The following is a 22,139-nucleotide window of genomic DNA, read 5'->3' as shown; positions in this document are numbered from 1 at the left end:
TGTAGGAGTGGGCGGGGAGGTGGAACGTGCGGCAAGCGGGGAGGGGATCCGCCGCCGCACGGTGCTGCAAAAAGAACGAGCGGCTGCCGTCAGTCTGGCGCACCCAGGCGACGGCGCGCGGCAGCGAGCGCGTCATCGACGTACTGGCCGTAGAAATCTTCCACGCCGATGCCGACGATGTCCTCACCCAGCGCGCGGCCGTCCGCGTCGAAGATCCTGACGGTCGGCGCGAAGCGCACGCCTTGCGCCGCCGCCACCTCGCGGTGGGTCGAGCGGCGGCCGGAGAAATCCACCAGGACTGCGCCGGAGTCGATGTCGATCTGGCGGAACAGGGCGTGCCGCTCCGCGGCCGACATCGGCACCAGGTAGCGGCGCGCGGTATCGCAGTAGCTGCAGTCGGCCTGGCTGAACAGCACCACCATCGGCACCTGCCTGCTGCGCATCGCGGCCTTGTCCCGCGCCAGGTCGTTTGCCGCCGGCAGCGCGCCGGGCGCCGCCGGGAGTGCAAGTGGCACGCATGCTAGAATCGCGGCCAATCCACGCACCATTGGTGCGAACCCTGATGCTGCGGTGCGGCGAAAATCGAGTTTCCCCGGCATCGTCGAATCCTGTTCTTGAGTGATCCCAACCGTGAGCCAAGCGAACCCCGAGCGCATCGTCATCGCCACCCGTGAAAGCCGCCTCGCCCTGTGGCAGGCCGAACATATCAAGGCCCGTCTCGAAGGATTGTATCCCGGCTGTCGCGTCGAACTGCTGGGCATGACCACCCGCGGCGACCAGATCCTCGACCGGCCGCTGGCCAAGGTGGGCGGCAAGGGCCTGTTCGTCAAGGAGCTCGAAACCGCCCTGCTCGACGGCCGCGCCGACATCGCCGTGCATTCGATGAAGGACGTGCCGATGGAAATGGGCGAAGAGTTCGTGCTGCCCTGCATCACCGAGCGCGAAGTTCCGCTGGATGCCTTCGTCTCCAACCGCTACGCGAGCCTGGACGACATGCCGCCGGGCACGATCGTCGGCACTTCGTCGCTGCGGCGTGAGTCGCAGATCCACGCCCAATACCCCTTCCTCGGCGTGACCAGCCTGCGCGGCAACCTCGACACCCGCCTGCGCAAGCTCGACGAGGGCCAGTACGACGCCATCATCCTCGCCGCGGCGGGCCTGACCCGGCTGGGATTGGGCGAACGCATCCGCTCGGTGATGCCGGCCGAAGTCTCGCTGCCCGCCGCAGGGCAGGGCGCGCTCGGCATCGAGTGCCTGGCTTCGCGCGCGGACGTGATCGGCTGGCTGCAGCCGCTGGTCGATGCCGATACCTCCGCCTGCGTGCGCGCCGAGCGTGCGGTGGCCCGTGCGCTGGCCGGCAGCTGCGAAGTGCCGCTCGGTGCCTATGCGCTGATGCGCGAAGGCAAGGTCCGGCTGCGCGGCTTCGTCGCCCGCCCCGACGGCAGCGAAATCGTGCGTGCCGAGCGCGAAGGCCTGCCGGCCGAGGCCGAAGCACTGGGCTGGGCGCTGGCCGAGGAGCTGCGCGCCCAGGGTGCCGAAGCGATCCTCGCCGACATCGGTTGATGTTCGGCTGAATGCGCGGCCGAACGAGTGGCTCAACGGCAGATGCGGCAGCCGTCATGACGCAGGATCTGCAGACCAAGGACTGTGCCCTGCCGCTGGCCGGGCGCCTGCTGGCCGTCACCCGCCCGCTGGAGCAGGCCGACGGCCTGTGCCGCCGCATCGAGGCCGCCGGCGGCAAGGCGATCCGCTTCCCGGTGCTGGGCATCGGACCGGCGCCGGATCCGGCGCAGCTCGAAGCGATCGTGCCGCGGCTGGACGAATTCGATCTCGCCTTCTTCGTCAGCCCGAACGCCATTCACCATGCGCTCGAATTCATCCTCGCGCGCCGTGCCTGGCCCGCGACGCTGCGCGTGTCGACCGTCGGCAAGGGCAGCGGGAAAGTGCTGCGCCAGCGCGGCTTCGGCGACCCGATCGTGCCCGAGCACGGCTTCGACAGCGAGTCCGTGCTGGCCCTGGCGGAATTCGCGGCCGAAGCCGTGCGCGGCCGCAAGGTCGTGATCTTCCGCGGCGACGGCGGGCGCGACCTGATCCGGAACACCTTGCGCGAACGCGGCGCGCAGGCCGAGTACGTGACCTGCTACCGGCGCTACTGCCCGACGCCGGATCCTGCGCTGTTGCTGGAGCCTGCCGCCCGGGGCGAACTTGCCGGGCTGCTGCTGACCAGCAGCGAGGGGGTACGCAATCTGGTGGCCATCCTCGGTGACGAGGGGATGCGTGCGCTGGCGGCGATCCCGGTGTTCGCATCGCATGCGCGCATCGCGTCACAGGCGCGCGAGGCCGGTTTCGGCACGGTAATCGAGACTGCGGCCGGCGATGAAGGCCTGTTGCAGGCGCTGGCAGGATACTTTGGTTAAACTCTCCGGTCATGAATACTGAACTCCCTGCCCTGACCCAGCCGCCCGGGGCGGCCAAATCCTCCAGCAAGGACGGCGCCATGCCCGAACAATCGACCGAACAGACATCGCCGCCGCCGGCTGGATCGGCAGCCCCCCGCCAGACCGTCGCCTGGTGGGCGCTGCTGCTGGCGCTTGCCGCCTGTGGCGGCGCGGGCTGGTCGGCCTGGCAGGCGCGCGATGTCCATGGGCAGTCGGCGCAACTGCGCGAGACGCTGGCCAGCCGCCTCGCCGAAACCGAAGGCCTCGCCAACGAGGCGCGGGGCATCGTCCGCCAGCAGCAGGAGACGCTTGCCGCCTTGCAGGGCAAGCTGGGGGGCTCGAATCCAAGGTCGAGGCCACCGAAGGCCAGGCCGCCGCGCTGGAAGCCCTGTACCAGGAGTTTTCCCGCTCGCGCGAGGACCGTGTCGTTGCCGAAGTCGAGCAGGCCGTTGCCCTGGCGGCGCAGCAGTTGCAGCTCGCCGGCAATGTCGAGGCGGCGCTGATCGCGCTGAACCAGGCCGATGCCCGCCTCGCGCTTTACGATCGCGGCCAGTATGCGCCGCTGCGCCGCGCCCTGGCACGCGACATCGAAGCGCTGAAGCTGCAGCCGGTGGTCGACGTGCCCGGGCTCGGCCTGCGCCTGGAACGCCTGCTCGAGCGCGCGGACGTGATGCCGCTGGCCTTCGAGGGCCAATTGCCGGCGCCGCAGCTTCCGCCCGAGGACGACACTGCCGTCCCCTCCGGCGACGACTGGATGGCCAAGGGGCTCGGCTACGCGCGCGAGCTTGCCGCCGACGTCTGGCGCGAGATTCGCGGCCTGGTCCGCATGGAGCGGCTCGACCAGGACGATCCCGTACTGCTGGCACCGGCGCAGAACACTTTCCTGCGGGAAAATCTGAAGATCCGGCTGCTCACCGCGCGTCTTGGACTGCTGGCGCGGGATGCGCGCACCTATGCCGCCGATCTCGCTCAGGCGCGTGCGTGGGTCGAGCGCTTCTTCGATCTGAGCGACGAACGTGTGAAGCTGGTACTGGAAGAACTGAAGGCGCTGGAATCGGTTTCCATCCGTACCGAGCTGCCCACGCTGACCGAGACTTTCGCTGCCTTGCGCGTGATGCAGGCGCGCGGCGAGCGTCCGGCGGCCCAGGAGCCGGCCGCTGCGCAACCGCCTTCGCCGCCGGCGTCTGCCGAGCCAGCCGCCGCCGAACCACCGGCTGCCGCTGAACCGGCCACGGCCGAGCCTGCTTCCGACCCCGTAGCGGAGGACGCGCCGGCCGCGTCTCCGGCGCAGTGAGGGGACGACGATGCGGACCCTGATCTGGATGATCGGCATCTTCGCCATCGCAGTGGGCGTGGCGATGGTGGCCGGCCTCAACGATGGCTACCTGCTGCTGGTGGCGCCGCCGTGGCGCGTGCAGCTGTCCCTGAACCTGCTGGTGGTCATCGTCGTCGTCGGTTTTGCCCTCGGTTATGCGCTGATCCGCCTCGTCAGCCGGACCCTGCAATTGCCCACCCGGGTGGCGCAGTGGCGCGAGCGGCGCCGGCGCGAACGTGCCGGGCGGGCGCTGACGGACTCCGTCAATGCATTGTTCGAAGGCCGCTTCTCGCAGTCGCTCAAGTCGGCATCGCGCGCCTACGAGACGGGCGAGGGAGCGTCGATGGCAGCGCTGGTCGCGGCGCGCGCCGCCCATGCGATGCAGGACGAACCGCGCTACCGCGAATGGCTCGGCAATGCGGCGAAGAAGGAAGCGAACGGCGATGTCGCGCGCCTGATGACCGAAGCGGAGCTGGCCGTGGATGCCGGCCGCTTCGACGAGGCCGCGGCGCGACTGGCGACGCTGCGCGAAGGCGGCCACCGCCACATCGCCATGCTGCGGCTGGAGGCGCGTGTGGCGTCGGCGCTGCGGCGCTGGGAAGAGCTGATCGGCACCGTCCGCCAGTTGCGCAAGCACAAGGCATTGACCGATGAGCAGGCCGTGCCGCTGCTGCGCCGTGGCCATGTCGAGCGCATGCGCGAACTCGCCGGCGACAGCGAGGCGCTGGTCGATTACTGGAAGAACATTCCCGCCGGCGAACTGCAGGATCGCGGCCTGATCGAACGCGTGCTGCCGCTGCTGGCGAAAGCCGGGCGCGGCGAGCTCGCACGCAAGCAGGTGGAGCATCTGCTCGACGAGCACTGGGATTCCGACCTGGCACGGCAATATGCGCATTGCGCCGAGAACGAAGGCGAAAGCAGCGTGCGCGCCTGCCTGCAGAAGGCCGAAAGCTGGCTGCAGCAGCAGCCGCGTGACGCCGGGCTGCTGTTCGCGCTCGGCCAGCTTTGCGTTCGTGCGCAGTTGTGGGGCAAGGCGCAGAGCTACCTCGAATCGTCGGTGAAGTACGGCCCGAGCGTCGATGCCTATCTCGCCCTGGCGCACCTGCTGGAAAACCTCGAACGCAATGCCGAGGCCCAGCCCTACTATCGCGCAGCGGCCGAAATCGTTGCCGCCGGCGGGCAGAAGAACGCCGTGGCGCTGCTGCCCGCCTGAGGAGGCCGCGCCGCCGGCGCGGCTTGCCTGCAGCGGCGGTGCGGCCGGTGGCTTTCAGGCGGAAGCCGGAGGGCAGGCACCCATCTCGACCAGGCCGCTGAAGCCGCCCCAGAACATCCGCATGCCGTCGAAAGGCATGTCTTCCGGCTTGGTGCAGGTGATGCGGGGATCCTCCATCACCAGTGCGTTGATGCGGTCGCGCTCGGCGCGCGAAGCGTAGACGATCCACGAGAACACGGCCACTTCGTCGTCCTTGAGCTGTACGGCCTGCGGAAACGAAGTGATCTTGCCGGGCTGCACGTCGTCGCCCACGCATTCCCAATACTGCAGTGCGCCGTGTTCCATCCAGACCTCGCCGGCCTGCTGCGCGAGTACGCGATAGGCATCCAGCTTGGCGCGGGGTACGGGCAGCACGAATCCATCGACATAGTGCATGAGTCTCTCCTTTGGGGTTGGGAAGACGGCTTCAGCATGGGGCGGAGAGGCTGCAAGCGCCCTCCGCCGCAAGCGCTTCGGCCGTCAGGCCTGCATGGCGACGTTGACCATCCAGGGTGTTCCGAAGCGGTCTCTGACCATGCCGAAGCCGGGTGACCAGAAAGTCTCGGCGAAAGGCATCACGCACTGTCCCCCTTGCGCCAGGGCATCGAAAAAGCGCCGGCCTTCCGCCACGTCGGCGGCCTGGATCGATATCCACAGGCCCTGGGCCGGCTGGTAGCCGCCGCAGTCGCCATCGGCGCCGGACATGGCATCGGAGCCCATCAGCGACTGTTGCCCGATCTGCAGGTGCACATGCATGATCCCGTTCCTGGCCGATTCGGGAATCGGCGGCATGCCTTCCATGGCGGGCATTTCGCCGAAGGTGGATTGGTGGACGATGCTGCCGCCGAACAGGTCGGCGTAGAAGGCGAAGGCTTCGGCGCAGTTGCCGTCGAAATTGAGATAAGGCGTGAACTCCATTGCTGTCTCCCGGGGCGAGGCTGGGGCAGGGGCTGCCCAAGCGCGTGGTGGGCCGCCGCAAAGAGCGTGTGGACGGCGTGCACATAGGTTAGAATTCGATGTGAACGATGTCCACATGAATCGTGCTTCGCGCTTGTAAATAAATATTCCCTGCTGCCGAGAATTGCCCATGTCCATCGCTGCCCGCTCGACCTATCACCATGGCGACCTGAGGACGGCACTGGTCGAGGCCGGCATGGCGCTGGTGCGTGAGGGCGGGCCGCAGGCGCTGGTGTTGCGCGAGGCGACGCGCCGTGCAGGGGTGACGCCCAATGCGGCCTATCGCCATTTCGCCAACCACCAGGCCTTGTTCGAGGCGGTGCGCGCAGCGGTGCTGGGCGTGCTGGCGGCGGCGATGGAAGCCGAACTGCGGCAGGCGGAGAGGCTGCGGGATCCCGCCGAGCGTGCCCGCGGCATGCTGGCGGCCGTGGGGCGCGGCTACCTGGGTTTCGCGCAGGCCGAGACGGGATGGTTCCGCACCGCGTTCGCCTTCGGCGTGCACGACGTCGAAGTGCCTGCCGACCCGGCGCGCACTGCTGCCAAGGGGCTCAATCCCTTCGAATTGCTGGGCCATGCGCTGGATGCGATGGTGCATGCCGGCGTGCTGCCTGCCGAGCGGCGGCCCGGTGCGGAGTATCTGGCCTGGTCGGCAGTGCATGGCATGGCACTGCTGATCATCGATGGGCCGCTGCGGAACGCATCGGCCGAGCAGCAGCAGGCGCTGGGCGCCCGGCTGCTGCGCATGGTCGAGCTGGGTTTGTGAGTCCTGCAGCTAGGGAGCGGAGGTCCGGGCGGTTCAGGATCACGCCGCGGCGCCGGGCAGCAATGCCTCGACCAGTTCGGCCGGGCGGCATAGCCGCACACCGCACGGCGTGACGACGATGGGCCGGTTGATCAGTACGGGCGTGGCCACCATGGCGGCGGCCAACTGGGCATCGGTGAGTGAAGGCTCGTCCAGGCCTTGTTCGAGATATTCGGGCTGCTTGGTGCGCAGCAGCGCACGCAGCGGTTCGCCGGTGGCCTGCGCCAGTGCCAGCAGTTCGTCGGCGGACGGCGGCGTCTTCAGGTATTCGACGATGTCCGGTTCGGCGCCGCTGGCCCGGATCATCTCCAGCACGGTGCGCGAAGTGCCGCAGCGCGGGTTGTGGAAGATCGTGATGTCACTCATGCCGTTTCCAATGAATCGAAGTCTGCGCGGGGACTGTTCAGGCCCTGGCCTTTACGCCCACTCGCGCGGTTTGAGGAATTCGTCGTACAGACGTGCCTCGGCCGAACCGGGTTCGGGCTGCCAGTCGTAGCGCCATTTGACGATCGGCGGCATCGACATCAGGATGGATTCGGTGCGTCCGCCCGACTGCAGCCCGAACAGCGTGCCACGGTCGAACACCAGGTTGAATTCCACGTAGCGCCCCCGGCGATAGGCCTGGAAGTCGCGTTCGCGCTCGCCCCAGGGCGTGTTCCGGCGGCGCTCGACGATCGGCATGTAGGCGTCGAGGAAGGCGTCGCCGACCGCGCGGGTGAGGCCGAAGGCGGTGTCGAAGTCGGTGTTGCCGTCGGCACCGAGGTCGTCGAAGAACAGCCCGCCGACGCCGCGCGGTTCGTTGCGGTGCTTGAGGAAGAAGTAGCGGTCGCACCACTCCTTCAGGCGGATATATTCCGCCTCGCCGCCGAAGGGCAGCACCGCCGCCTTGCAGGTGGCGTGGAAGTGGCGCACGTCCTCTTCCACCGGATAGTAGGGCGTCAGGTCCATGCCGCCGCCGAACCACCATACCGGCGCCTTGCCTTCGGCCAGGGCGACGAAGCAGCGCACGTTCATGTGCACCGTCGGGCAGTGGGGATTGCGCGGATGCAGCACCAGCGACACACCCATCGCCTCGAAGCGCCGGCCGGCCAGTTCGGGGCGGTGGGCGGTGGCCGAGGCCGGCATGCCGTCGCCCATCACATGGGAGAAATTGACCCCGCCGCGCTCGAAGAAGTCGCCGTCCTCGATGACGCGGGTCAGGCCGCCACCGCCGCCGGGCCGCTCCCAGCCGTCCGCTGCGAAAGCCTTGCCGTCGAAGGCTTCCAGGCGGCTGACGATGCCTTGCTGGAGATCGGTGAACCAGGGTTTGACGGTGGCGGGATTCATCGTGGCTCAGCTCTTGTCGTCGATCGGTGCCTCGGCGGCGCCGGCCTTGGTGGCGGCGACGGCGGCTGCGCAGGCGGCAGCATCGGCGAACATCGGGCTGGTGCCGACGATCTGGCCGTTGCTGGCCTTCAGGTTGAAGTAGGGACGGCCGTCGGAAGCCGTCTTGAGTTCGTAGCGCTTGTCGTCGCCGGCGTTCTTGCGCACCGACTCGATGCCGTTGGTGCAACTGGCCTTGGCGTTGTAGCCCTCGCTGCGAACCAGCGTCTTGCCGTCCGCGTTGAGCAGCTTGAAGTAGAACTCGCCCTTGTCGTTCTTGGTGATCTCGAATCTGACGGACATCTGCGCCTCCATGGCATCGGGTTTGGTGGTGAGCGCCGGGCTGGCGCGTGCCTAGGATAGCCGGGGTTTACGCCTCTGTCCGTGGCAGATGGCACGGGCGCGGAGGGCCGCGCCTCGTGCCGGGTACGATCAAGCCTTGCGGGCGAGCGCGCGGTGGCCGATGTCGCGGCGATACTGGCGGCCGTCGAAGGCGATGCCGTCGGCCACCTGGTAGGCGTTTTTCTGCGCGGTGCGCACGCTGTCGCCCAGCGCGGTCACGCACAGCACGCGGCCGCCGGCGGTGACGACCGTGCCATCGCGTTCGGCGGTGCCGGCGTGGAAGACGTGCGTGTCCTCGGCGCCGTTCCCGGGCAGGCCGCTGATCGGGTCGCCCTTGCGCGGACTGGCGGGGTAGCCGGCCGCAGCCAGCACGACGCCGAGGGCGAAGCGCCGGTCCCATTCGGCTTCGACCTGGTCGAGCTTGCCGGCGATGGCGGCTTCGACCAGATCGGACAGATCGGTCTTCAGCCGCATCATGATCGGCTGGGTTTCGGGATCGCCCATGCGGCAGTTGAATTCCACCACGCGCGGCCGGCCTTCGTCGTCGATCATCAGACCGGCGTACAGGAAACCGGTGTAGGGCAGGCCGTCGGCGGCCATGCCGGCCAGCGTCGGGTCGATGATCTCGCGCATCACCCGCGCGTGGACTTCGGGGGTGACGACGGGGGCGGGCGAATAGGCGCCCATGCCGCCGGTGTTCGGGCCTTCGTCGCCGTCCTTCAGGCGCTTGTGGTCCTGGCTGGTTGCCAGCGCCAGGGCATTCCTGCCGTCGGCCAGAACGATGAAGCTGGCTTCCTCGCCGCTCATGAATTCCTCGATCACCACGCGGGCGCCGGCTTCGCCGTAATCCACGTCCAGCTGGTTGTCCAGCAGCATCGTGTCGATCGCGGCGTGCGCTTCGTCCGCGCTCATCGCCACCACCACGCCCTTGCCGGCGGCGAGGCCGTCGGCCTTGATCACGATCGGCGCGCCTTCGGCGTCGATGTAGGCGTGGGCCGCGGCGGCGTCGGAGAAGGTCTGGTACTTCGCCGTCGGGATGCCGTGGCGGACCAGGAACTGCTTGGCGAAGTCCTTCGAGCTTTCGAGCTGGGCCGCGGCCTTGGTCGGGCCGAAGATCGCCAGCCCGGCGGCGCGGAAGGCGTCGACGACGCCGGCCGCCAGCGGCGCTTCGGGGCCGACCACGGTGAACGCGACCTGTTCGCGGCGCGCCAGCTCGACCAGTTCGGCCACGGCGGTGGCGCCGACGTCGGCGTTCTGCACCTTGGGCTCGCGCGCGGTGCCGGGGTTGCCCGGCGCCACCAGCACGCGGGTGACCTTGGGCGACTGGGCGAGCTTCCAGGCCAGCGCGTGTTCGCGACCGCCGGAACCGATGACGAGGACTTTCATGGAGTACTCCGAGTTTCTGCTGGGTTGATGCTTTGCCGGCTTGCCTTCAAAGCGATAACGGCCTTGCTCATCCTTGCCGTGCTACGAGCATTGTGTGCGGCTTCGCGTCGTGTTCCCGCTTCGAATGCAAACCGGTATGCATTAGTGGCGGAAGTGGCGGAAACCAGTGAACACCATCGCGATGTTCTGCTCGTCGGCCGCGGCGATCACTTCGGCATCGCGCATCGAGCCGCCCGGCTGGATCACCGCGGTGGCGCCGGCCTGGGCGAGCACGTCGAGGCCGTCGCGGAAGGGGAAGAAGGCGTCCGAAGCGACCACGCAGCCCGAAATCACCAGGCCGGCGTTCTCGGCCTTGATCCTGGCGATGCGGGCGGAATCGACGCGGCTCATCTGGCCGGCGCCGACGCCGATGGTCATGCCGCCCTTGCAATAGACGATGGCGTTGGACTTGACGTACTTGGCCACGCGCCAGGCGAACAGCATGTCGCGCAGTTCGGTTTCGGTCGGTGCGCGCCTGGTGACGATCTTCAGGTCGGCGAGCTGGATGCGGGCTTCGTCGGCGCTCTGCACCAGCAGGCCGCCGCCGACGCGCTTGTAGTCGAAGGCGCCGGCGGGCTGGCCGAGCGGGCAGCTCAACACGCGCACGTTCTGCTTGGCGCGCAGCAGTTCCAGCGCCTCGTCGGTATAGGACGGTGCGATCAGCACCTCGAGGAACTGCGCCGACACCGCTTCGGCGGCGGCCCGGTCGATTTCGCCGTTGAAGGCGATGATGCCGCCGAAGGCCGAAGTGGGGTCGGTGGAGAAGGCCTTCTTGTAGGCTTCCAGCGGGTTCGCGCCCAGCGCCACGCCGCAGGGGTTGGCGTGCTTGACGATGACGCAGGCGGAGGCCGCGGTGTCGCGGTCGAAGGCCTTGACGCATTCCCAGGCGGCGTCGGCGTCGGCGATGTTGTTGTACGACAGCTCCTTGCCCTGCAGCTGGGTGTAGCCGGCGATGCCGCCTTCGGCCGCGCCCGGCTGGCGGTAGAAGGCCGCGCTCTGGTGCGGGTTCTCGCCGTAGCGCAGGTCCTGCACCTTGTCGAAAGCCAGTTGCAGACGCTCGGGATAGCTCTGCAGCGAGACGTCGCCGGCCTCGTTGGTGACCAGCGCGGTCAGGTAGTTGGAGATCGCCGAGTCGTAGCGCGCGGTGTGGGTGAAGGCCTTCACCGCCAGCGCGAAGCGGGTCTTGTGGCCGAGCTTGCCGCCGTTCGACTTCAGCTCGGCGACGATGCCGGCGTAGTCCTCGGGGTCGGTGACGATGCCGACGCCGCCTTCCTCGTTGCCGTGGTTCTTGGCCGCGGCGCGGACCATGGTCGGGCCGCCGATGTCGATGTTCTCGATCGCGTCTTCCAGCGTGCAGTCGGGCTTGGCGACGGTCTGCTGGAAGGGGTAAAGGTTCACCACCACCAGGTCGATGCGGCCGATGTCGTGCGCGGCGATGGTGTCCATGTGTTCGGCCAGGTCGCGGCGGGCGAGGATGCCGCCATGCACTTTCGGATGCAGGGTCTTGACGCGGCCGTCGAGCATTTCCGGGAAGCCGGTGTGCTCGGACACGTCGGTGACATCGAGGCCGGCGTCGCGCAGCAGGCTGGCGGTGCCGCCGGTCGACAGCAGCTTGATGCCGAGGCCGGCGAGTTCGCGCGCAAAGTCGAGCACGCCGCGTTTGTCGGAGACACTGATCAGGGCTTGGGTGACGTTCATCGTGGGATCGGAAGCGAAGAGGGGAAACGTGGGAAGGGACGCCGGCTGAGCGGGGGAGGCGGGCGGCCATCGTGGTCCATGGCGGCCATGCCCCTCACAGCAGTTCGTAGTCGGTCAGCTTGCGGCGCAGCGTGTTGCGGTTGATGCCGAGCATCTCGGCGGCGACGGTCTGGTTGCCGCCGGCCTGCTGCAGCACGAACTGCAGCATCGGGCGCTCGACGTTGCGGATCACCATGTCGTGGATGGCGGCCGGTTTCTCGCCGTCGAGGTCGCGGAAGTATTGATCCAGCGTGCGGACGACGGCGTCCGCGATCTCGTTGCTGCGGCCGGTCATGCTGCGAGTTCCTGCGGAAGTTCGGCCTCGTAGCTCAGGCGGGCGTCGGCTTCGGCGAGCTGGCCGAAGAACTCGTCGACCGCGGCGAGCTGCGCGGGGATGTCGGGAATCTGGTTCATCGTGCGGCGGAAGGCGGCGGAACCGACCAGGCCCTTGGTGTACCAGGAGATGTGCTTGCGGGCGATCTTGACGCCGCGGTCCTCGCCGTAGAAACCGTACAGGTCGACCAGGTGCTCGCGGCAGACGCGGTGGATTTCGCTGACGAGCGGCGGCGGCAGCAGCTCGCCGGTGTTCAGGTAGTGCTCGATCTCGCGGAAGATCCACGGCCGGCCCTGCGCGGCGCGGCCGATCATGACGCCGTCGGCACCGGTGTAGTCGAGCACGAACTTCGCCTTCTCGGGCGTGGTGATGTCGCCGTTGGCGATCACCGGGATCTTCACCAGCGTCTTGACCTGGGCGATGGTGTCGTATTCGGCTTCGCCCATGTACTGGTCGGCGCGCGTGCGGCCGTGGATGGCGATGGCGCGGATGCCGGATTCCTCGGCGATGCGGGCGACCACCGGGGCGTTCTTGTTCTGCCGGTTCCAGCCGGTGCGGAACTTCAGCGTCACCGGCGTGTGCGGCACGGCCTCGACCACGGCTTCGAGGATGCGCGCGACCAGCGGTTCGTCCTGCATCAGCGCCGAGCCGGCCATCACGTTGCACACCTTCTTGGCCGGGCAACCCATGTTGATGTCGATGATCTGCGCACCGCGGTCGGCGTTGTAGCGCGCGGCCTCGGCCATCATCGCCGGGTCGGCGCCAGCGATCTGTACCGAGATCGGATCGACTTCGCCGTCATGGTTGGTGCGGCGCTGGGTCTTCTCGCTGCCGTAGAGCAGGGAGTTGGAGGTGACCATCTCGGACACGGCGACGCCTGCGCCGAGCTTCTTGCACAACTGGCGGAAAGGGCGATCCGTCACTCCGGCCATCGGAGCGACGAAAAGATTGTTACGCAGAGTGAAGCCGGCGAACTGCATGCTGGGATCGAGCGGGGGGAAACGGCGCATTTTACCCCATCGCTCAAGGCTCTGGCGCGTCGGTATCGCATATGCGCGCACGGGCGCGAGGCCTGGGCCGGGGTTCGCCGTGCCCGCGCATCAGGTGCCGCGCGGCAGGGGCTCGGCCGATCCGCGCGCTTCGCGGACGACCCAGTCGTGTACGGAGGCGATGCGCGGGTCGGCCAGCGCGCCGCTCGAGTAGACCAGGCAGTAGCGCTTGCCGGTGGGCACGGATTGCCGGAACGGCGCCACCAGGCGGCCGCTGTCGAGTTCGTCGGTGATCAGCGTGCGCCGGGCGATCGCCACGCCCATGCCGGCAATCGCACATTGCATGGTGATGTGGTTGCGATTGAACATGTAGCCGCGGCGAACCTCGACCTGCGGCGCACCGATCGCTCTGAGGTAGCGCTCCCATTCGGCATAGGGCGGGCTGCCGCGCCAGGCGGTCATGTCGTGCAGCAGCGGATAGTGGCGCAGATCTTCGGGCGAGACGAGCGGAGGGCGGCCGTCGAGCAGGCGCGGCGAGCACACCGGGAAGATTTCTTCCTCGAGCAGCACCGTGCTCTGGAAACCGGGGTAGATGCCGTCGTTGAGATCAATGGCGAGATCGAAGTCGCCGTCGCGCAGTGAATGCGTGCTGTCCTCGGCTTCCGCCTGCAGTTCGATCTGCGGGAAGCTTTTCATCAGCCCGGGCAGGCGGGGAACCAGCCAGGTGGTGAGAAAGGACGGCAGGGCGCGCAGGCGGACCACGCCGCTCAGTGCGCCGTTGCGCAGGCGGCCGATGGCCAGATCCACTGCCGAATAGGCAGGGTCGACGGCGGCGAGCAGGCGATTGCCGGCGTCGGTCAGTTCGATGCGCCGCGGCAGGCGGCGGAACAGCCGCTGTCCCAGCCAGTTCTCCAGCAGCTTGATCTGCTGGCTCACGGCGCCGGTCGTGATGTGCAGCTCTTCGCCTGCGCGGGTGAACGAAAGATGGCGCGCCGTGGCCAGGAACACGCGCAGGCGGGTGTGGAGCTGTGCTGGTGGAGTCGATGTCATGATTTAGAAAACCTAAACCAGAAGTCAAAAACAATCGATTGAGTCGCCTGTATCGAGCGTAGAAAATGCGCTCATGTAGCAATAAGAATTTTATTGCTTAGGTCGATTAAACAGCTTGTGCATTCTATCCGGAGCAGTCATGTCCATCAGTGTTCTCGATTTGTTCAAGATCGGTATCGGGCCGTCGAGCTCGCACACCGTCGGGCCGATGCGTGCTGCCCATGATTTCGCCGCTGCGCTGGCAGGGCAGGGGCGACTCGGCGACGTGACACGCATCGAAGTGAAGCTCTACGGTTCCTTGTCGGCGACCGGCGTCGGCCACGGCACCGACCGCGCGGTCGTCGCCGGGTTGATGGGGGCCCGGCCGGACGAAGTCGATCCCGATTTCGTCATCGAGGCGGTCGATCTCGTGCGCCTCGACGAGGAGCTGCCGCTCGCCGGTACGCACGCCATACCGTTCGTGTGGAGCCGCGACATGCGCCTGCTGCCGGTCAGCCTGCCCTACCACCCGAACGCGATGCGCCTCGCCGCCCATGGCGAGGCAGGCGTGGTGTACGAGAACACCTATTATTCGATCGGCGGCGGCTTCGTCGTCGATGAGGCGCAGGTGCAGTCCGGGCTGTCGGCCGAGGCCGAGCTCGCGCTGCCCCATCCTTTCGACACCGGGGCGGAGCTGCTGGCACAGTGCCGTCGGCACGGCCTGAGCATCAGCGAACTGATGCTCGCCAACGAGACCGCGTGGCGCAGCGAGGCGGACACCCGTGCCGCGCTGCAGCGTATCTGGGCGGTGATGCGCGGCTGCGTCGCGCGCGGCATCACCCAGGAAGGCGTGCTGCCGGGTGGCCTGAACGTGCGCCGCCGCGCACCGGCCCTGCACCGCAAGCTCAGCGAGCGCACCGCCGGCCGCAACCTGATCAGCGACACCATGGCGGCGCTCGACTGGGTGAACCTGTATGCGCTGGCGGTCAATGAGGAGAACGCCGGCGGCGGGCGTGTCGTCACCGCACCGACCAATGGCGCCGCCGGCATCATTCCGGCCGTGCTGCACTACTACATGGAATTCATGCCCGGCAGCAGCGACCGGGATGTCGATCGTTTCCTGCTTGCCGCCGCTGCAGTCGGCGTGCTGTGCAAGAAGAACGCCTCCATCTCCGGCGCTGAAGTCGGCTGCCAGGGCGAAGTCGGCTCGGCCTGTGCGATGGCGGCGGCGGGCTTGACCGAAGTGCTCGGCGGCACGCCGGAGCAGGTCGAGAATGCTGCCGAGATCGGCCTGGAGCACAACCTCGGCCTGACCTGCGATCCGGTCGGCGGCCTCGTGCAGGTGCCCTGCATCGAGCGCAACGCGATGGCTTCGATCAAGGCGATCAATGCTGCCCAGCTCGCCTTGCGCGGCGACGGCGCGCATACGATCTCGCTCGACCAGGCGATCCGCACGATGCGGGATACCGGCCGCGACATGCTGGACAAATACAAGGAAACTTCACGCGGGGGACTTGCCGTCAGCTTCCCCGAGTGCTGAACGCGCCGGCCTCGCGCTCAGCAGAATGCCGCTTCAGGCCCGCCGGCGGCCATGCCCGCCGTGAGGGCTCTTCGCCCGTCCGGGTACCCCACGACCAATCCGCACGATACATGCAATCCGTCAAACACGAGGAGACACTTCGATGACAACCGCAACTCCAACGGCTTTCCAGCGCCTGAAGCGCATGAGCCTCATTTCCCAGATCGCGATCGGCCTGGTCCTCGGCGTCGTGCTGGCGCTGGTCGCGCCGGGCGCGACCGGTTCGGTCGCCTTGCTCGGCGACATCTTCATCACGGCACTGAAGGCCGTGGCGCCGGTGCTGGTCTTCGTGCTGGTTACTGCGGCGATCGCCGGCCACAAGAGGGGCCAGCCCACCCACATTCGTCCGGTGCTGATGCTCTATCTGCTCGGCACCTTCGCCGCCGCACTGGTCGCGGTAATGGCCAGCTTTGCCTTTCCGACCACGCTGGTGCTCGACACTGCGGCGGCAAGCGGCAACCCGCCGAGCAGCATCATCGGCGTGCTCAGAAATCTGCTGCTGAGTGCGGTGTCGAATCCGGTCAAGGCACTGATGGAAGCCAACTTCATCGGCATCCTGGCCTGGGCGATCGCGCTGGGCATCGCCCTGCGCCATGCCAGCGAAAGCACGCGCACGGTGCTCAACGATGCCGCCAACGCGGTGTCCTGGGTCGTGGGCGTGGTGATCCGTTTCGCTCCGATCGGCATCTTCGGTCTGGTCGCCGCCACGCTCGGTGACTCGGGCTTCGACGCGCTGATCGGCTACGGCCGTCTGCTGCTGATCATCGTCGGCTGCATGCTGTTCGTCGCCCTCGTCGTCAATCCGGCATTCGTGTTCTGGAAGCTGCGCTGCAATCCTTATCCGCTGGTGTTCACCTGCCTGCGCGAAAGCGCCATCACCGCCTTCTTCACCCGCAGCTCGGCAGCCAACATCCCGGTCAACATGGCGCTGTGCAAGCGCCTGGGGCTGCACGAAGATACCTACTCGATCTCGATTCCGCTCGGTGCCACGATCAACATGGCCGGCGCCGCGATCACGATTTCGGTGATGACGCTGGCCGCCACGCACACGCTCGGCATCCCGGTCGACATGCCGACCGCAGTGTTGCTGTGCATCGTCTCGTCGCTTGCCGCGGCCGGGGTGTCGGGTGTGGCGGGCGGCTCGCTGCTGCTGATTCCGATGGCCTGCGCGTTGTTCGGCATCGAAGCCGACGTGGCGATGCAGGTGGTGGCGATCGGCTTCGTCATCAGCGTGGTGCAGGACTCGGCCGAAACCGCGCTCAATTCGTCGACCGACGTGCTATTCACCGCTGCCGCCTGCGCGGCCGAAAGCGGCGAGCCGCTCAACCTGGAACGTGTCTGAGGCCATGCAGAATTTCGCCAGCGACAATTACGCCGGAGTCTGCCCCGAAGCCATGGCCGCCTTCGCGGCGGCCAACACCGGCCATGCGCCCGCCTACGGCGAGGACGACTGGACGCGCAGGGTGTCGGACCGCCTGCGCACGCTGTTCGACACCGACTGCGACGTCTATTTCGTCTTCAACGGTACCGCGGCCAACTCGCTCGCGCTCGCCGCACTGTGCCAGAGCTACCACAGCGTGGTGTGCCACGAACTGGCCCATGTCGAGACCGACGAATGCGGCGGGCCGGAGTTTTTCTCCAACGGTTCCAAGCTGCTGCCGGCACGCGGCGGGAACGGCAAGCTCACGCCCGCCGCGATGCTGGAAGTGGTCTCGCGCCGCAGCGACGTCCATTATCCGAAGCCGCGCGTGGTGACGCTGACGCAGAGCACCGAGGTCGGTACCGTGTATCGTCCGCAGGAGATCGCGGCCATTTCGGCCAGCGCGCACGAGCATGGCCTGAGGGTGCACATGGATGGCGCACGTTTCGCCAACGCAGTGGCCGCGCTCGGTGTGGCGCCCGCCGACATCACCTGGCGCGCCGGCGTGGATGTGCTGTGCTTCGGCGGCACCAAGATGGGTTTGCCGGTGGGCGAGGCGGTGGTGTTCTTCGACCGCGGCTTGTCCGAGGATTTCGCCTATCGCTGCAAGCAGGCCGGGCAGCTTGCCTCGAAGATGCGCTTCCTGTCCGCGCCCTGGCTCGGCATCCTGGAGGACGAGGTCTGGCTGCGCCATGCCCGCCATGCCAATGCGATGGCGCAGCGTCTGGCGGCCGGCCTGCAGCAGGTGCCGGAGGCGAAGCTGATGTTCCCGGTCGAGGCCAACGGCGTGTTCTGCGAACTGCCGGAGCACGTGCTCGCCGGCCTGCGCGCGCGCGGCTGGCGCTTCTACACCTTCATCGGTGCCGGCGGCGCGCGCTTCATGTGCGGCTGGGACACGCTGCCGGAGAGTGTCGATGCGCTGCTCGCCGATCTGCGCGTGCTGTTGGCGTGAAGATCGTAGTGCCCGCATCGTCGATTCCAGGCAAGCCGTTCCCTGGAGTGGCATGCGGGCCATTTCGCAATGGGGTGGGGTGCTCGGCGAAGATGAATTGAAATGAGAATCGGTCGCACATAGGATCCGGTGTTTTCTCGTTCGCCGCAGGGTGGGCCGCATGTCCGGTTTTGCTTCCAACCCCTTGCTCGCCTGCTACCAGGGACATTACGCAGGACTGCTGCGCTTTCTCACCCGGCGCACCCGCTGCGCCGATGCGGCACAGGATCCGATGCAGGAGACCTGGCTGTGCCTGGCGGAAAAGGACGGCGCCGCGCTGTCCCAGGAGCATGGCCGGGGCTTGAGTGCCTACGTCCACCGTCGCCGCCAACCTGGAGATCGACCGCTACCGCAAGGCGGGCCGCAGCGCCGAACGCTTCGTGCATGTCGACGATCCGGCCCGGCTCGATGGCCTTTCCAGCACCCCCGACGTCGGCGAAATCTATCTTGCTCGCGACACCCTGCGCCACATCGATGCTGCACTGGCACGACTGCCGCAGCGCACGCGCGAAGTCTTCCTTGCCAGCCGGCTCGAGGGCATGCGCCGTGCCGAACTGGCCGAGCGTTTCGGCATCTCGCTGAAAACCGTCGAGCGCGACATCACCACCGCGATGGAATCGCTGGAGCGCGCGCTGCATGCCCAGCGCGGTGAGTGCCCGCCCGCAGCCTCCGCCAACGGCAAGCCGCGCCGCAAGAATCTCGCCCGCCTGCTGTCGCTGCTCGGCGGCCTGCTCGCATTGCCCGCCGCCTGGCAGGGCTGGCGCCACTTCGTGCCCGTCTGGCGCGGCGAATGGACGACCGCCGGCGCCCGCTTCCACGGCCAGGCCTTGCCCGACGGCAGCACCGTGCTGCTCGACAGCGCCAGCGCCATCGAGATCGCCTACTACGCCACCCGCCGCATTGCCACGCTGCGCCGGGGCGCGGCTTTCTTCCAGGTCGCCCACGACCTGGAGCGTCCCTTCACCGTGCATGCGCTGGATGCGCGCATCATCGTGCTCGGCACCCGCTTCGGCGTGGACGTCGAAGCAGGGCTGGTGCGCGTCGACGTCGAATCCGGCCGCGTGCGGGTGCAGGCCGCCGACGGCAGCGAACGCGAACTTGGCGCCGGCGAAAGCCTGCTCGTGCGCGAAGCCGGCGGTTTCATCGGCCACGCCGCCGATGCGCCGTCCGCGCCCTGGCGCGAGGGCTGGCTGAACTTCGACGACGTGCCGCTCGGCCAGGCCGCGCAGCGCCTGTCCCGCTACACCGCCACCCCCGTCCGGGTGGACGCCAAGGCCGCCGGCCTGCGCGTCTATGGCCGCGTCAGCATCGCCGACAGCCAGGCCTGGCTGCGTCAACTGCCGCGCATCCTGCCGGTCCTGCTGATGGACGACGCCGAGGGCGGGCTGCACATCGTCGGGCGCACATGACACCGATCAAGCGGCTCGATGCCGCGGTCGCCGAGCATTCCTGCCGCATCCTGGATTTCGACCTCGGCTGCGTCCGGCTCCGGGGCTGCCTGCCGTCATCCAGCCCTCCGCATCCGATCGACGAGCAGATCGCTGCCATCAGCCTCATTCATGACCTTACCGTGGCCACGCGCAACACGACGGACTTTGCCGGCAGGGGTGCGCACCTGCACGATCCTGCTGCCTGAAGGCGAAATTTCTTTGGGGGGACTTTCGCGGCTGGCGCGTTCTAGCGGTTGAAGCAGCAACACCCTTCCTTCGACCCGCTACAGGAACATCGCATCATGGCCCCACGCACCATCCTGCTCGCAGCAGCCCTGTTCGCCCTCGGCAGTCCCGTCGCCACCGTCCACGCCGCCCCGCTGGATCAACCTGCCCAGCCGCTCGCGCAGGCGCTCGACCGTTTCTCCCGCCAGGCCGGTTTGCAGGTACTGGCTGCACCGGAGCTGCTTCGCGGCCGGCAGGCCCAGGCCGTCAGCGGCGCGCGGGATGCGGGTGATGCGCTGGAGCAGATGCTGCGCGGAACGGGTCTGCGTGGGCGCATCGAAGGCAGGACGTTGGTTATCGAGTCGGCTGCTACGGACGCACCGGTCACCTTGTCTGCGGTCACGGTGACTGCCCAGGACGGCTCTGGCGGTATGACCGAAGGCACGGGCAGCTATTCCACCACGGGCGCCAGCACGGCAACCAGGCTTGCACTGTCACTACGCGAGACGCCGCAATCCGTCACCGTCATCACGCGTCAACAGATGGACGACCAGGGGTTGACCGATATCGCAGATGTGCTCAGGCAAGCCCCGGGAATCACGGTGAATCGCGACAATACGGAGGGCTACAGCTTCTACTCGCGGGGTTTCCTGGTCGAAAACTACCAGTTCGATGGCGTGCCCAGCCTGTCCAGCGCGGGCGGCAACGTGCGCGACAACTACAGCATCACCGATTCCACCATTTACGATCGCGTCGAAATCCTCAAGGGGGCCACCGGCCTCGTCAATGGCGCGGGCAATCCGTCAGGGGTCATCAACCTGATACGCAAGCGCCCGACGGCGGATTTCCGCGGGCATGCATCGATCGGCGCGGGTTCATGGGACGACTACCGCGGGGAAGTCGATGTCTCCGGCCGCTTGACCGAGGATGGCCGCCTCCGCGGCCGCCTCGTCGCCGCGGCGCAGGACAGCCGCAGCTTCATCGATCATCTGAAAACCCGCAAGGACGTGCTGTATGCCATCGTCGAAGCCGACCTGAGCGATTCGACCGTGCTGTCGCTGGGGGTCAATGTGCAGAAGAACAAGGGCGATGCGACGACCAATGCCCACTTGCCTGCGTTCTATTCGGATGGAACGGTCGCCCGTCTTTCCCGTTCGACGAACGCGGCCGACATCTGGTCGTACCGCAATCAGGACACACAGCATCTGTTCGCTACGCTGGAGCATGAGCTCGGCAGCGGCTGGAGCCTCAAGGCGCACCTCGGACGGCGCAAGTACGAATCGCGTGAACTCATCTCGGGCATGAGCAGCGCACCGATCGATGTCGACACGCACAGCATTGCACATGGCTACTTCGCTGGTACGGCAGCCCGCTTCGATACGGACACGACCGAAGACAATCTCGACGTGCAGATCTCCGGCCCGTACCTGCTCTGGGGCCGGGAGCACAAGCTCGTGCTGGGTTACACCGCGGCGCGCACCAAGGCCGTGTCGAGCCGGTGGGACGGCGCAACCGACGCCTTGATCCCGGATGTCTTCCAGTGGAACAACAATGCGACCGAGCCCGCTGAATACGAATGGTGGTGGACGCCCCATGTCGAAGCCCGCCAGAAAATCGCCTCTGCCGCCACGGTACTCCGGCCCACAGACAGGCTGTCCCTGATTCTGGGAGGGCGCGTCACCGACTACTCGTGGAGCCTCGACAGTGTTTTTGCCAGCAATGCACGCAGCAACTTCTCGACCAGGATCAATGGCAAGCTCATTCCCTATGCGGGCGTGAGCTTCGACATCGACCGCCACCACACCCTCTATGCTTCGTATACCGATGTTTTCAAGCCGCAGGCATACGAGTACGACGCCAACGACCGGCAACTGGATCCGCTGACGGGCAAAAGCTACGAGCTTGGCGTGAAGGGCAGCTACCTCGGCGGCAAGCTCAATGCCAGTGCGGCCCTGTTCCAGCTCAAGCAGGACAACTACGCCATCAACGATCCGAGCGGTGCGACCCGCCCCGGCGGCGGCGTCGCACGCGTGGCGATCCAGGGGGTGACGACCAAGGGCGCGGAACTGGAACTCTTCGGCGAACTGCTGCCGGGATGGCAGCTGGGGGCCGGCCTCACTTACATCCAGCCACGCGATGCAGATGACAGGCGCGTCAGCACCACGCAGCCGGAAAAGACCTTCAAGCTTTCCACCATGTACCGGCTGCCGGGGGAATGGCGCCATCTGAGCATCGGCGGCAGCGTCCAGTGGCAGAGCGAAACCTATTTCACGCAGACGGTTGCGGGTGCGCCCAGGCGCTTCGAGCAGGACGGCCATGCAATCGTGGGACTGGTTGCCGGCATGGAATTGAGCCGCCAGCTCAAGGCCACGCTGAATATCGACAATCTGTCCGACAGGAAGTATTACGCGGGTATCGGCAACTACAACACCGTCTATTGGGGAACGCCGCGCAGCCTCAAGCTGAACCTGCGTTATGACTTTTGATCTCTTGGTGTTCCCCGACGTCTTTC

At 67.4% G+C, this 22,139-nt stretch carries 23 protein-coding genes; 12 read left to right on the top strand and 11 right to left on the bottom strand.

The annotated features are described in order from the left end of the window. Positions 1-89: 89 nt before the first annotated feature. Complete coding sequence (locus AAFL97_RS15850; protein WP_341645736.1) at positions 90-515, bottom strand: thioredoxin fold domain-containing protein; 426 nt, start codon at positions 513-515, stop codon at positions 90-92. A gap of 115 nt (positions 516-630) precedes the next feature. Here AAFL97_RS15850 and hemC point away from each other — a divergent pair, with 115 nt between their 5' ends. The 5 genes from hemC to AAFL97_RS15825 are packed head-to-tail and all read left to right on the top strand — an operon-like array spanning position 631 to position 4,966. Continuing rightward, positions 631-1,563, top strand: a complete 933-nt coding sequence (gene hemC, locus AAFL97_RS15845; RefSeq protein WP_341645735.1) for a hydroxymethylbilane synthase — start codon at positions 631-633, stop codon at positions 1,561-1,563. Positions 1,564-1,619: 56 nt separating this feature from the next. Then, positions 1,620-2,417, top strand: a complete 798-nt coding sequence (locus tag AAFL97_RS15840) for a uroporphyrinogen-III synthase (protein ID WP_341645734.1) — start codon at positions 1,620-1,622, stop codon at positions 2,415-2,417. Between the two features lie 11 nt (positions 2,418-2,428). Next, on the top strand, positions 2,429-2,941 hold the full coding sequence (locus AAFL97_RS15835) for a hypothetical protein (protein ID WP_341645733.1): 513 nt from the start codon (positions 2,429-2,431) through the stop codon (positions 2,939-2,941). Beyond that, on the top strand, positions 2,908-3,732 hold the full coding sequence (locus tag AAFL97_RS15830; RefSeq protein ID WP_341645732.1) for a uroporphyrinogen-III C-methyltransferase: 825 nt from the start codon (positions 2,908-2,910) through the stop codon (positions 3,730-3,732). The genes AAFL97_RS15835 and AAFL97_RS15830 overlap by 34 nt, the downstream gene beginning before the upstream one ends. Positions 3,733-3,742: 10 nt before the next feature. After that, entirely contained in the window at positions 3,743-4,966 is a 1,224-nt protein-coding gene (locus tag AAFL97_RS15825) for a heme biosynthesis HemY N-terminal domain-containing protein (protein ID WP_341645731.1), read from the top strand. A gap of 54 nt (positions 4,967-5,020) precedes the next feature. Here AAFL97_RS15825 and AAFL97_RS15820 read toward each other — a convergent pair whose 3' ends face one another. Continuing rightward, positions 5,021-5,401, bottom strand: a complete 381-nt coding sequence (locus tag AAFL97_RS15820) for a DUF1428 domain-containing protein (protein ID WP_341645730.1) — start codon at positions 5,399-5,401, stop codon at positions 5,021-5,023. Positions 5,402-5,485: 84 nt separating this feature from the next. Further along, the gene (locus AAFL97_RS15815) at positions 5,486-5,923 is read right to left on the bottom strand and encodes a VOC family protein (protein WP_341645729.1); all 438 of its coding nucleotides are present in this window, start codon (positions 5,921-5,923) and stop codon (positions 5,486-5,488) included. A 169-nt stretch (positions 5,924-6,092) separates the two neighbouring features. Between AAFL97_RS15815 and AAFL97_RS15810 the strand changes: the two genes are divergently transcribed. After that, the gene (locus AAFL97_RS15810; RefSeq protein WP_341645728.1) at positions 6,093-6,725 is read left to right on the top strand and encodes a TetR/AcrR family transcriptional regulator; all 633 of its coding nucleotides are present in this window, start codon (positions 6,093-6,095) and stop codon (positions 6,723-6,725) included. 39 nt (positions 6,726-6,764) lie between these two features. Here the strand turns inward: AAFL97_RS15810 and arsC are convergent, their stop codons facing one another. The 8 genes from arsC to AAFL97_RS15770 all read right to left on the bottom strand — a co-directional run bounded on the left by arsC (position 6,765) and on the right by AAFL97_RS15770 (position 14,003). Further along, the gene (arsC, locus tag AAFL97_RS15805) at positions 6,765-7,130 is read right to left on the bottom strand and encodes an arsenate reductase (glutaredoxin) (RefSeq protein ID WP_341645727.1); all 366 of its coding nucleotides are present in this window, start codon (positions 7,128-7,130) and stop codon (positions 6,765-6,767) included. A 51-nt stretch (positions 7,131-7,181) separates the two neighbouring features. After that, positions 7,182-8,090, bottom strand: a complete 909-nt coding sequence (gene hemF / locus AAFL97_RS15800; protein ID WP_341645726.1) for an oxygen-dependent coproporphyrinogen oxidase — start codon at positions 8,088-8,090, stop codon at positions 7,182-7,184. 6 nt (positions 8,091-8,096) lie between these two features. Beyond that, positions 8,097-8,429 carry a YegP family protein gene (locus tag AAFL97_RS15795; protein ID WP_263462145.1) on the bottom strand — a complete coding sequence of 111 codons (333 nt, stop codon included), beginning with the start codon at positions 8,427-8,429 and terminating at the stop codon, positions 8,097-8,099. Between the two features lie 129 nt (positions 8,430-8,558). After that, positions 8,559-9,854, bottom strand: a complete 1,296-nt coding sequence (gene purD, locus AAFL97_RS15790; protein WP_341645725.1) for a phosphoribosylamine--glycine ligase — start codon at positions 9,852-9,854, stop codon at positions 8,559-8,561. A 141-nt stretch (positions 9,855-9,995) separates the two neighbouring features. Continuing rightward, complete coding sequence (gene purH, locus AAFL97_RS15785; protein WP_341645724.1) at positions 9,996-11,591, bottom strand: bifunctional phosphoribosylaminoimidazolecarboxamide formyltransferase/IMP cyclohydrolase; 1,596 nt, start codon at positions 11,589-11,591, stop codon at positions 9,996-9,998. Positions 11,592-11,685: 94 nt separating this feature from the next. Then, on the bottom strand, positions 11,686-11,925 hold the full coding sequence (locus AAFL97_RS15780; RefSeq protein ID WP_263462148.1) for a helix-turn-helix domain-containing protein: 240 nt from the start codon (positions 11,923-11,925) through the stop codon (positions 11,686-11,688). Next, a complete protein-coding gene (gene dusB / locus AAFL97_RS15775) occupies positions 11,922-12,944 on the bottom strand; it encodes a tRNA dihydrouridine synthase DusB (RefSeq protein WP_341647182.1) in 1,023 nt (340 codons plus the stop codon). The genes AAFL97_RS15780 and dusB overlap by 4 nt, the downstream gene beginning before the upstream one ends. A gap of 120 nt (positions 12,945-13,064) precedes the next feature. After that, positions 13,065-14,003 (bottom strand): LysR substrate-binding domain-containing protein, encoded by a 939-nt coding sequence (locus tag AAFL97_RS15770; RefSeq protein ID WP_263462149.1) that lies wholly within the window; start codon positions 14,001-14,003, stop codon positions 13,065-13,067. Between the two features lie 139 nt (positions 14,004-14,142). Between AAFL97_RS15770 and AAFL97_RS15765 the strand changes: the two genes are divergently transcribed. The 6 genes from AAFL97_RS15765 to AAFL97_RS15740 all read left to right on the top strand — a co-directional run bounded on the left by AAFL97_RS15765 (position 14,143) and on the right by AAFL97_RS15740 (position 22,113). Next, a complete protein-coding gene (locus AAFL97_RS15765; protein ID WP_341645723.1) occupies positions 14,143-15,522 on the top strand; it encodes an L-serine ammonia-lyase in 1,380 nt (459 codons plus the stop codon). 142 nt (positions 15,523-15,664) lie between these two features. Next, complete coding sequence (sstT, locus tag AAFL97_RS15760; RefSeq protein WP_341645722.1) at positions 15,665-16,903, top strand: serine/threonine transporter SstT; 1,239 nt, start codon at positions 15,665-15,667, stop codon at positions 16,901-16,903. A 4-nt stretch (positions 16,904-16,907) separates the two neighbouring features. Further along, positions 16,908-17,933, top strand: coding sequence for a threonine aldolase family protein (locus AAFL97_RS15755; RefSeq protein WP_341645721.1), 1,026 nt, complete (start codon positions 16,908-16,910; stop codon positions 17,931-17,933). 344 nt (positions 17,934-18,277) lie between these two features. Continuing rightward, positions 18,278-19,381, top strand: a complete 1,104-nt coding sequence (locus tag AAFL97_RS15750; protein WP_341645720.1) for a sigma-70 family RNA polymerase sigma factor — start codon at positions 18,278-18,280, stop codon at positions 19,379-19,381. Then, complete coding sequence (locus AAFL97_RS15745) at positions 19,378-19,608, top strand: hypothetical protein (protein ID WP_341645719.1); 231 nt, start codon at positions 19,378-19,380, stop codon at positions 19,606-19,608. Before AAFL97_RS15750 ends, AAFL97_RS15745 begins: the two co-directional genes overlap by 4 nt. 96 nt (positions 19,609-19,704) lie before the next feature. After that, positions 19,705-22,113 carry a TonB-dependent siderophore receptor gene (locus tag AAFL97_RS15740; RefSeq protein WP_341645718.1) on the top strand — a complete coding sequence of 803 codons (2,409 nt, stop codon included), beginning with the start codon at positions 19,705-19,707 and terminating at the stop codon, positions 22,111-22,113. The last annotated feature ends 26 nt before the right edge of the window (positions 22,114-22,139 follow it).

It is taken from the genome of Thauera sp. SDU_THAU2 (assembly GCF_038260575.1).
GTDB lineage: Bacteria > Pseudomonadota > Gammaproteobacteria > Burkholderiales > Rhodocyclaceae > Thauera.
Note: the sequence above shows the minus strand (reverse complement) of the source record. Positions and strands in the feature narration are given on the sequence as shown.

Excerpts from the sequence above, each read along its gene's own strand:
- AAFL97_RS15765 (WP_341645723.1), top strand. The coding sequence starts at position 14,143 with ATGTCCATCAGTGTTCTCGATTTGTTCAAGATCGGTATCGGGCCGTCG.
- AAFL97_RS15810 (WP_341645728.1), top strand. The coding sequence starts at position 6,093 with ATGTCCATCGCTGCCCGCTCGACCTATCACCATGGCGACCTGAGGACG.
- purH (WP_341645724.1), bottom strand. The coding sequence starts at position 11,591 with ATGAACGTCACCCAAGCCCTGATCAGTGTCTCCGACAAACGCGGCGTG.
- AAFL97_RS15835 (WP_341645733.1), top strand. The coding sequence starts at position 2,429 with ATGAATACTGAACTCCCTGCCCTGACCCAGCCGCCCGGGGCGGCCAAA.
- purD (WP_341645725.1), bottom strand. The coding sequence starts at position 9,854 with ATGAAAGTCCTCGTCATCGGTTCCGGCGGTCGCGAACACGCGCTGGCC.
- AAFL97_RS15825 (WP_341645731.1), top strand. The coding sequence starts at position 3,743 with ATGCGGACCCTGATCTGGATGATCGGCATCTTCGCCATCGCAGTGGGC.
- AAFL97_RS15770 (WP_263462149.1), bottom strand. The coding sequence starts at position 14,003 with ATGACATCGACTCCACCAGCACAGCTCCACACCCGCCTGCGCGTGTTC.
- AAFL97_RS15740 (WP_341645718.1), top strand. The coding sequence starts at position 19,705 with ATGGCCCCACGCACCATCCTGCTCGCAGCAGCCCTGTTCGCCCTCGGC.
- AAFL97_RS15755 (WP_341645721.1), top strand. The coding sequence starts at position 16,908 with ATGCAGAATTTCGCCAGCGACAATTACGCCGGAGTCTGCCCCGAAGCC.
- sstT (WP_341645722.1), top strand. The coding sequence starts at position 15,665 with ATGACAACCGCAACTCCAACGGCTTTCCAGCGCCTGAAGCGCATGAGC.
- AAFL97_RS15780 (WP_263462148.1), bottom strand. The coding sequence starts at position 11,925 with ATGACCGGCCGCAGCAACGAGATCGCGGACGCCGTCGTCCGCACGCTG.
- AAFL97_RS15840 (WP_341645734.1), top strand. The coding sequence starts at position 1,620 with ATGACGCAGGATCTGCAGACCAAGGACTGTGCCCTGCCGCTGGCCGGG.
- AAFL97_RS15820 (WP_341645730.1), bottom strand. The coding sequence starts at position 5,401 with ATGCACTATGTCGATGGATTCGTGCTGCCCGTACCCCGCGCCAAGCTG.
- hemF (WP_341645726.1), bottom strand. The coding sequence starts at position 8,090 with ATGAATCCCGCCACCGTCAAACCCTGGTTCACCGATCTCCAGCAAGGC.
- dusB (WP_341647182.1), bottom strand. The coding sequence starts at position 12,944 with ATGCAGTTCGCCGGCTTCACTCTGCGTAACAATCTTTTCGTCGCTCCG.
- AAFL97_RS15745 (WP_341645719.1), top strand. The coding sequence starts at position 19,378 with ATGACACCGATCAAGCGGCTCGATGCCGCGGTCGCCGAGCATTCCTGC.
- arsC (WP_341645727.1), bottom strand. The coding sequence starts at position 7,130 with ATGAGTGACATCACGATCTTCCACAACCCGCGCTGCGGCACTTCGCGC.
- AAFL97_RS15795 (WP_263462145.1), bottom strand. The coding sequence starts at position 8,429 with ATGTCCGTCAGATTCGAGATCACCAAGAACGACAAGGGCGAGTTCTAC.
- AAFL97_RS15815 (WP_341645729.1), bottom strand. The coding sequence starts at position 5,923 with ATGGAGTTCACGCCTTATCTCAATTTCGACGGCAACTGCGCCGAAGCC.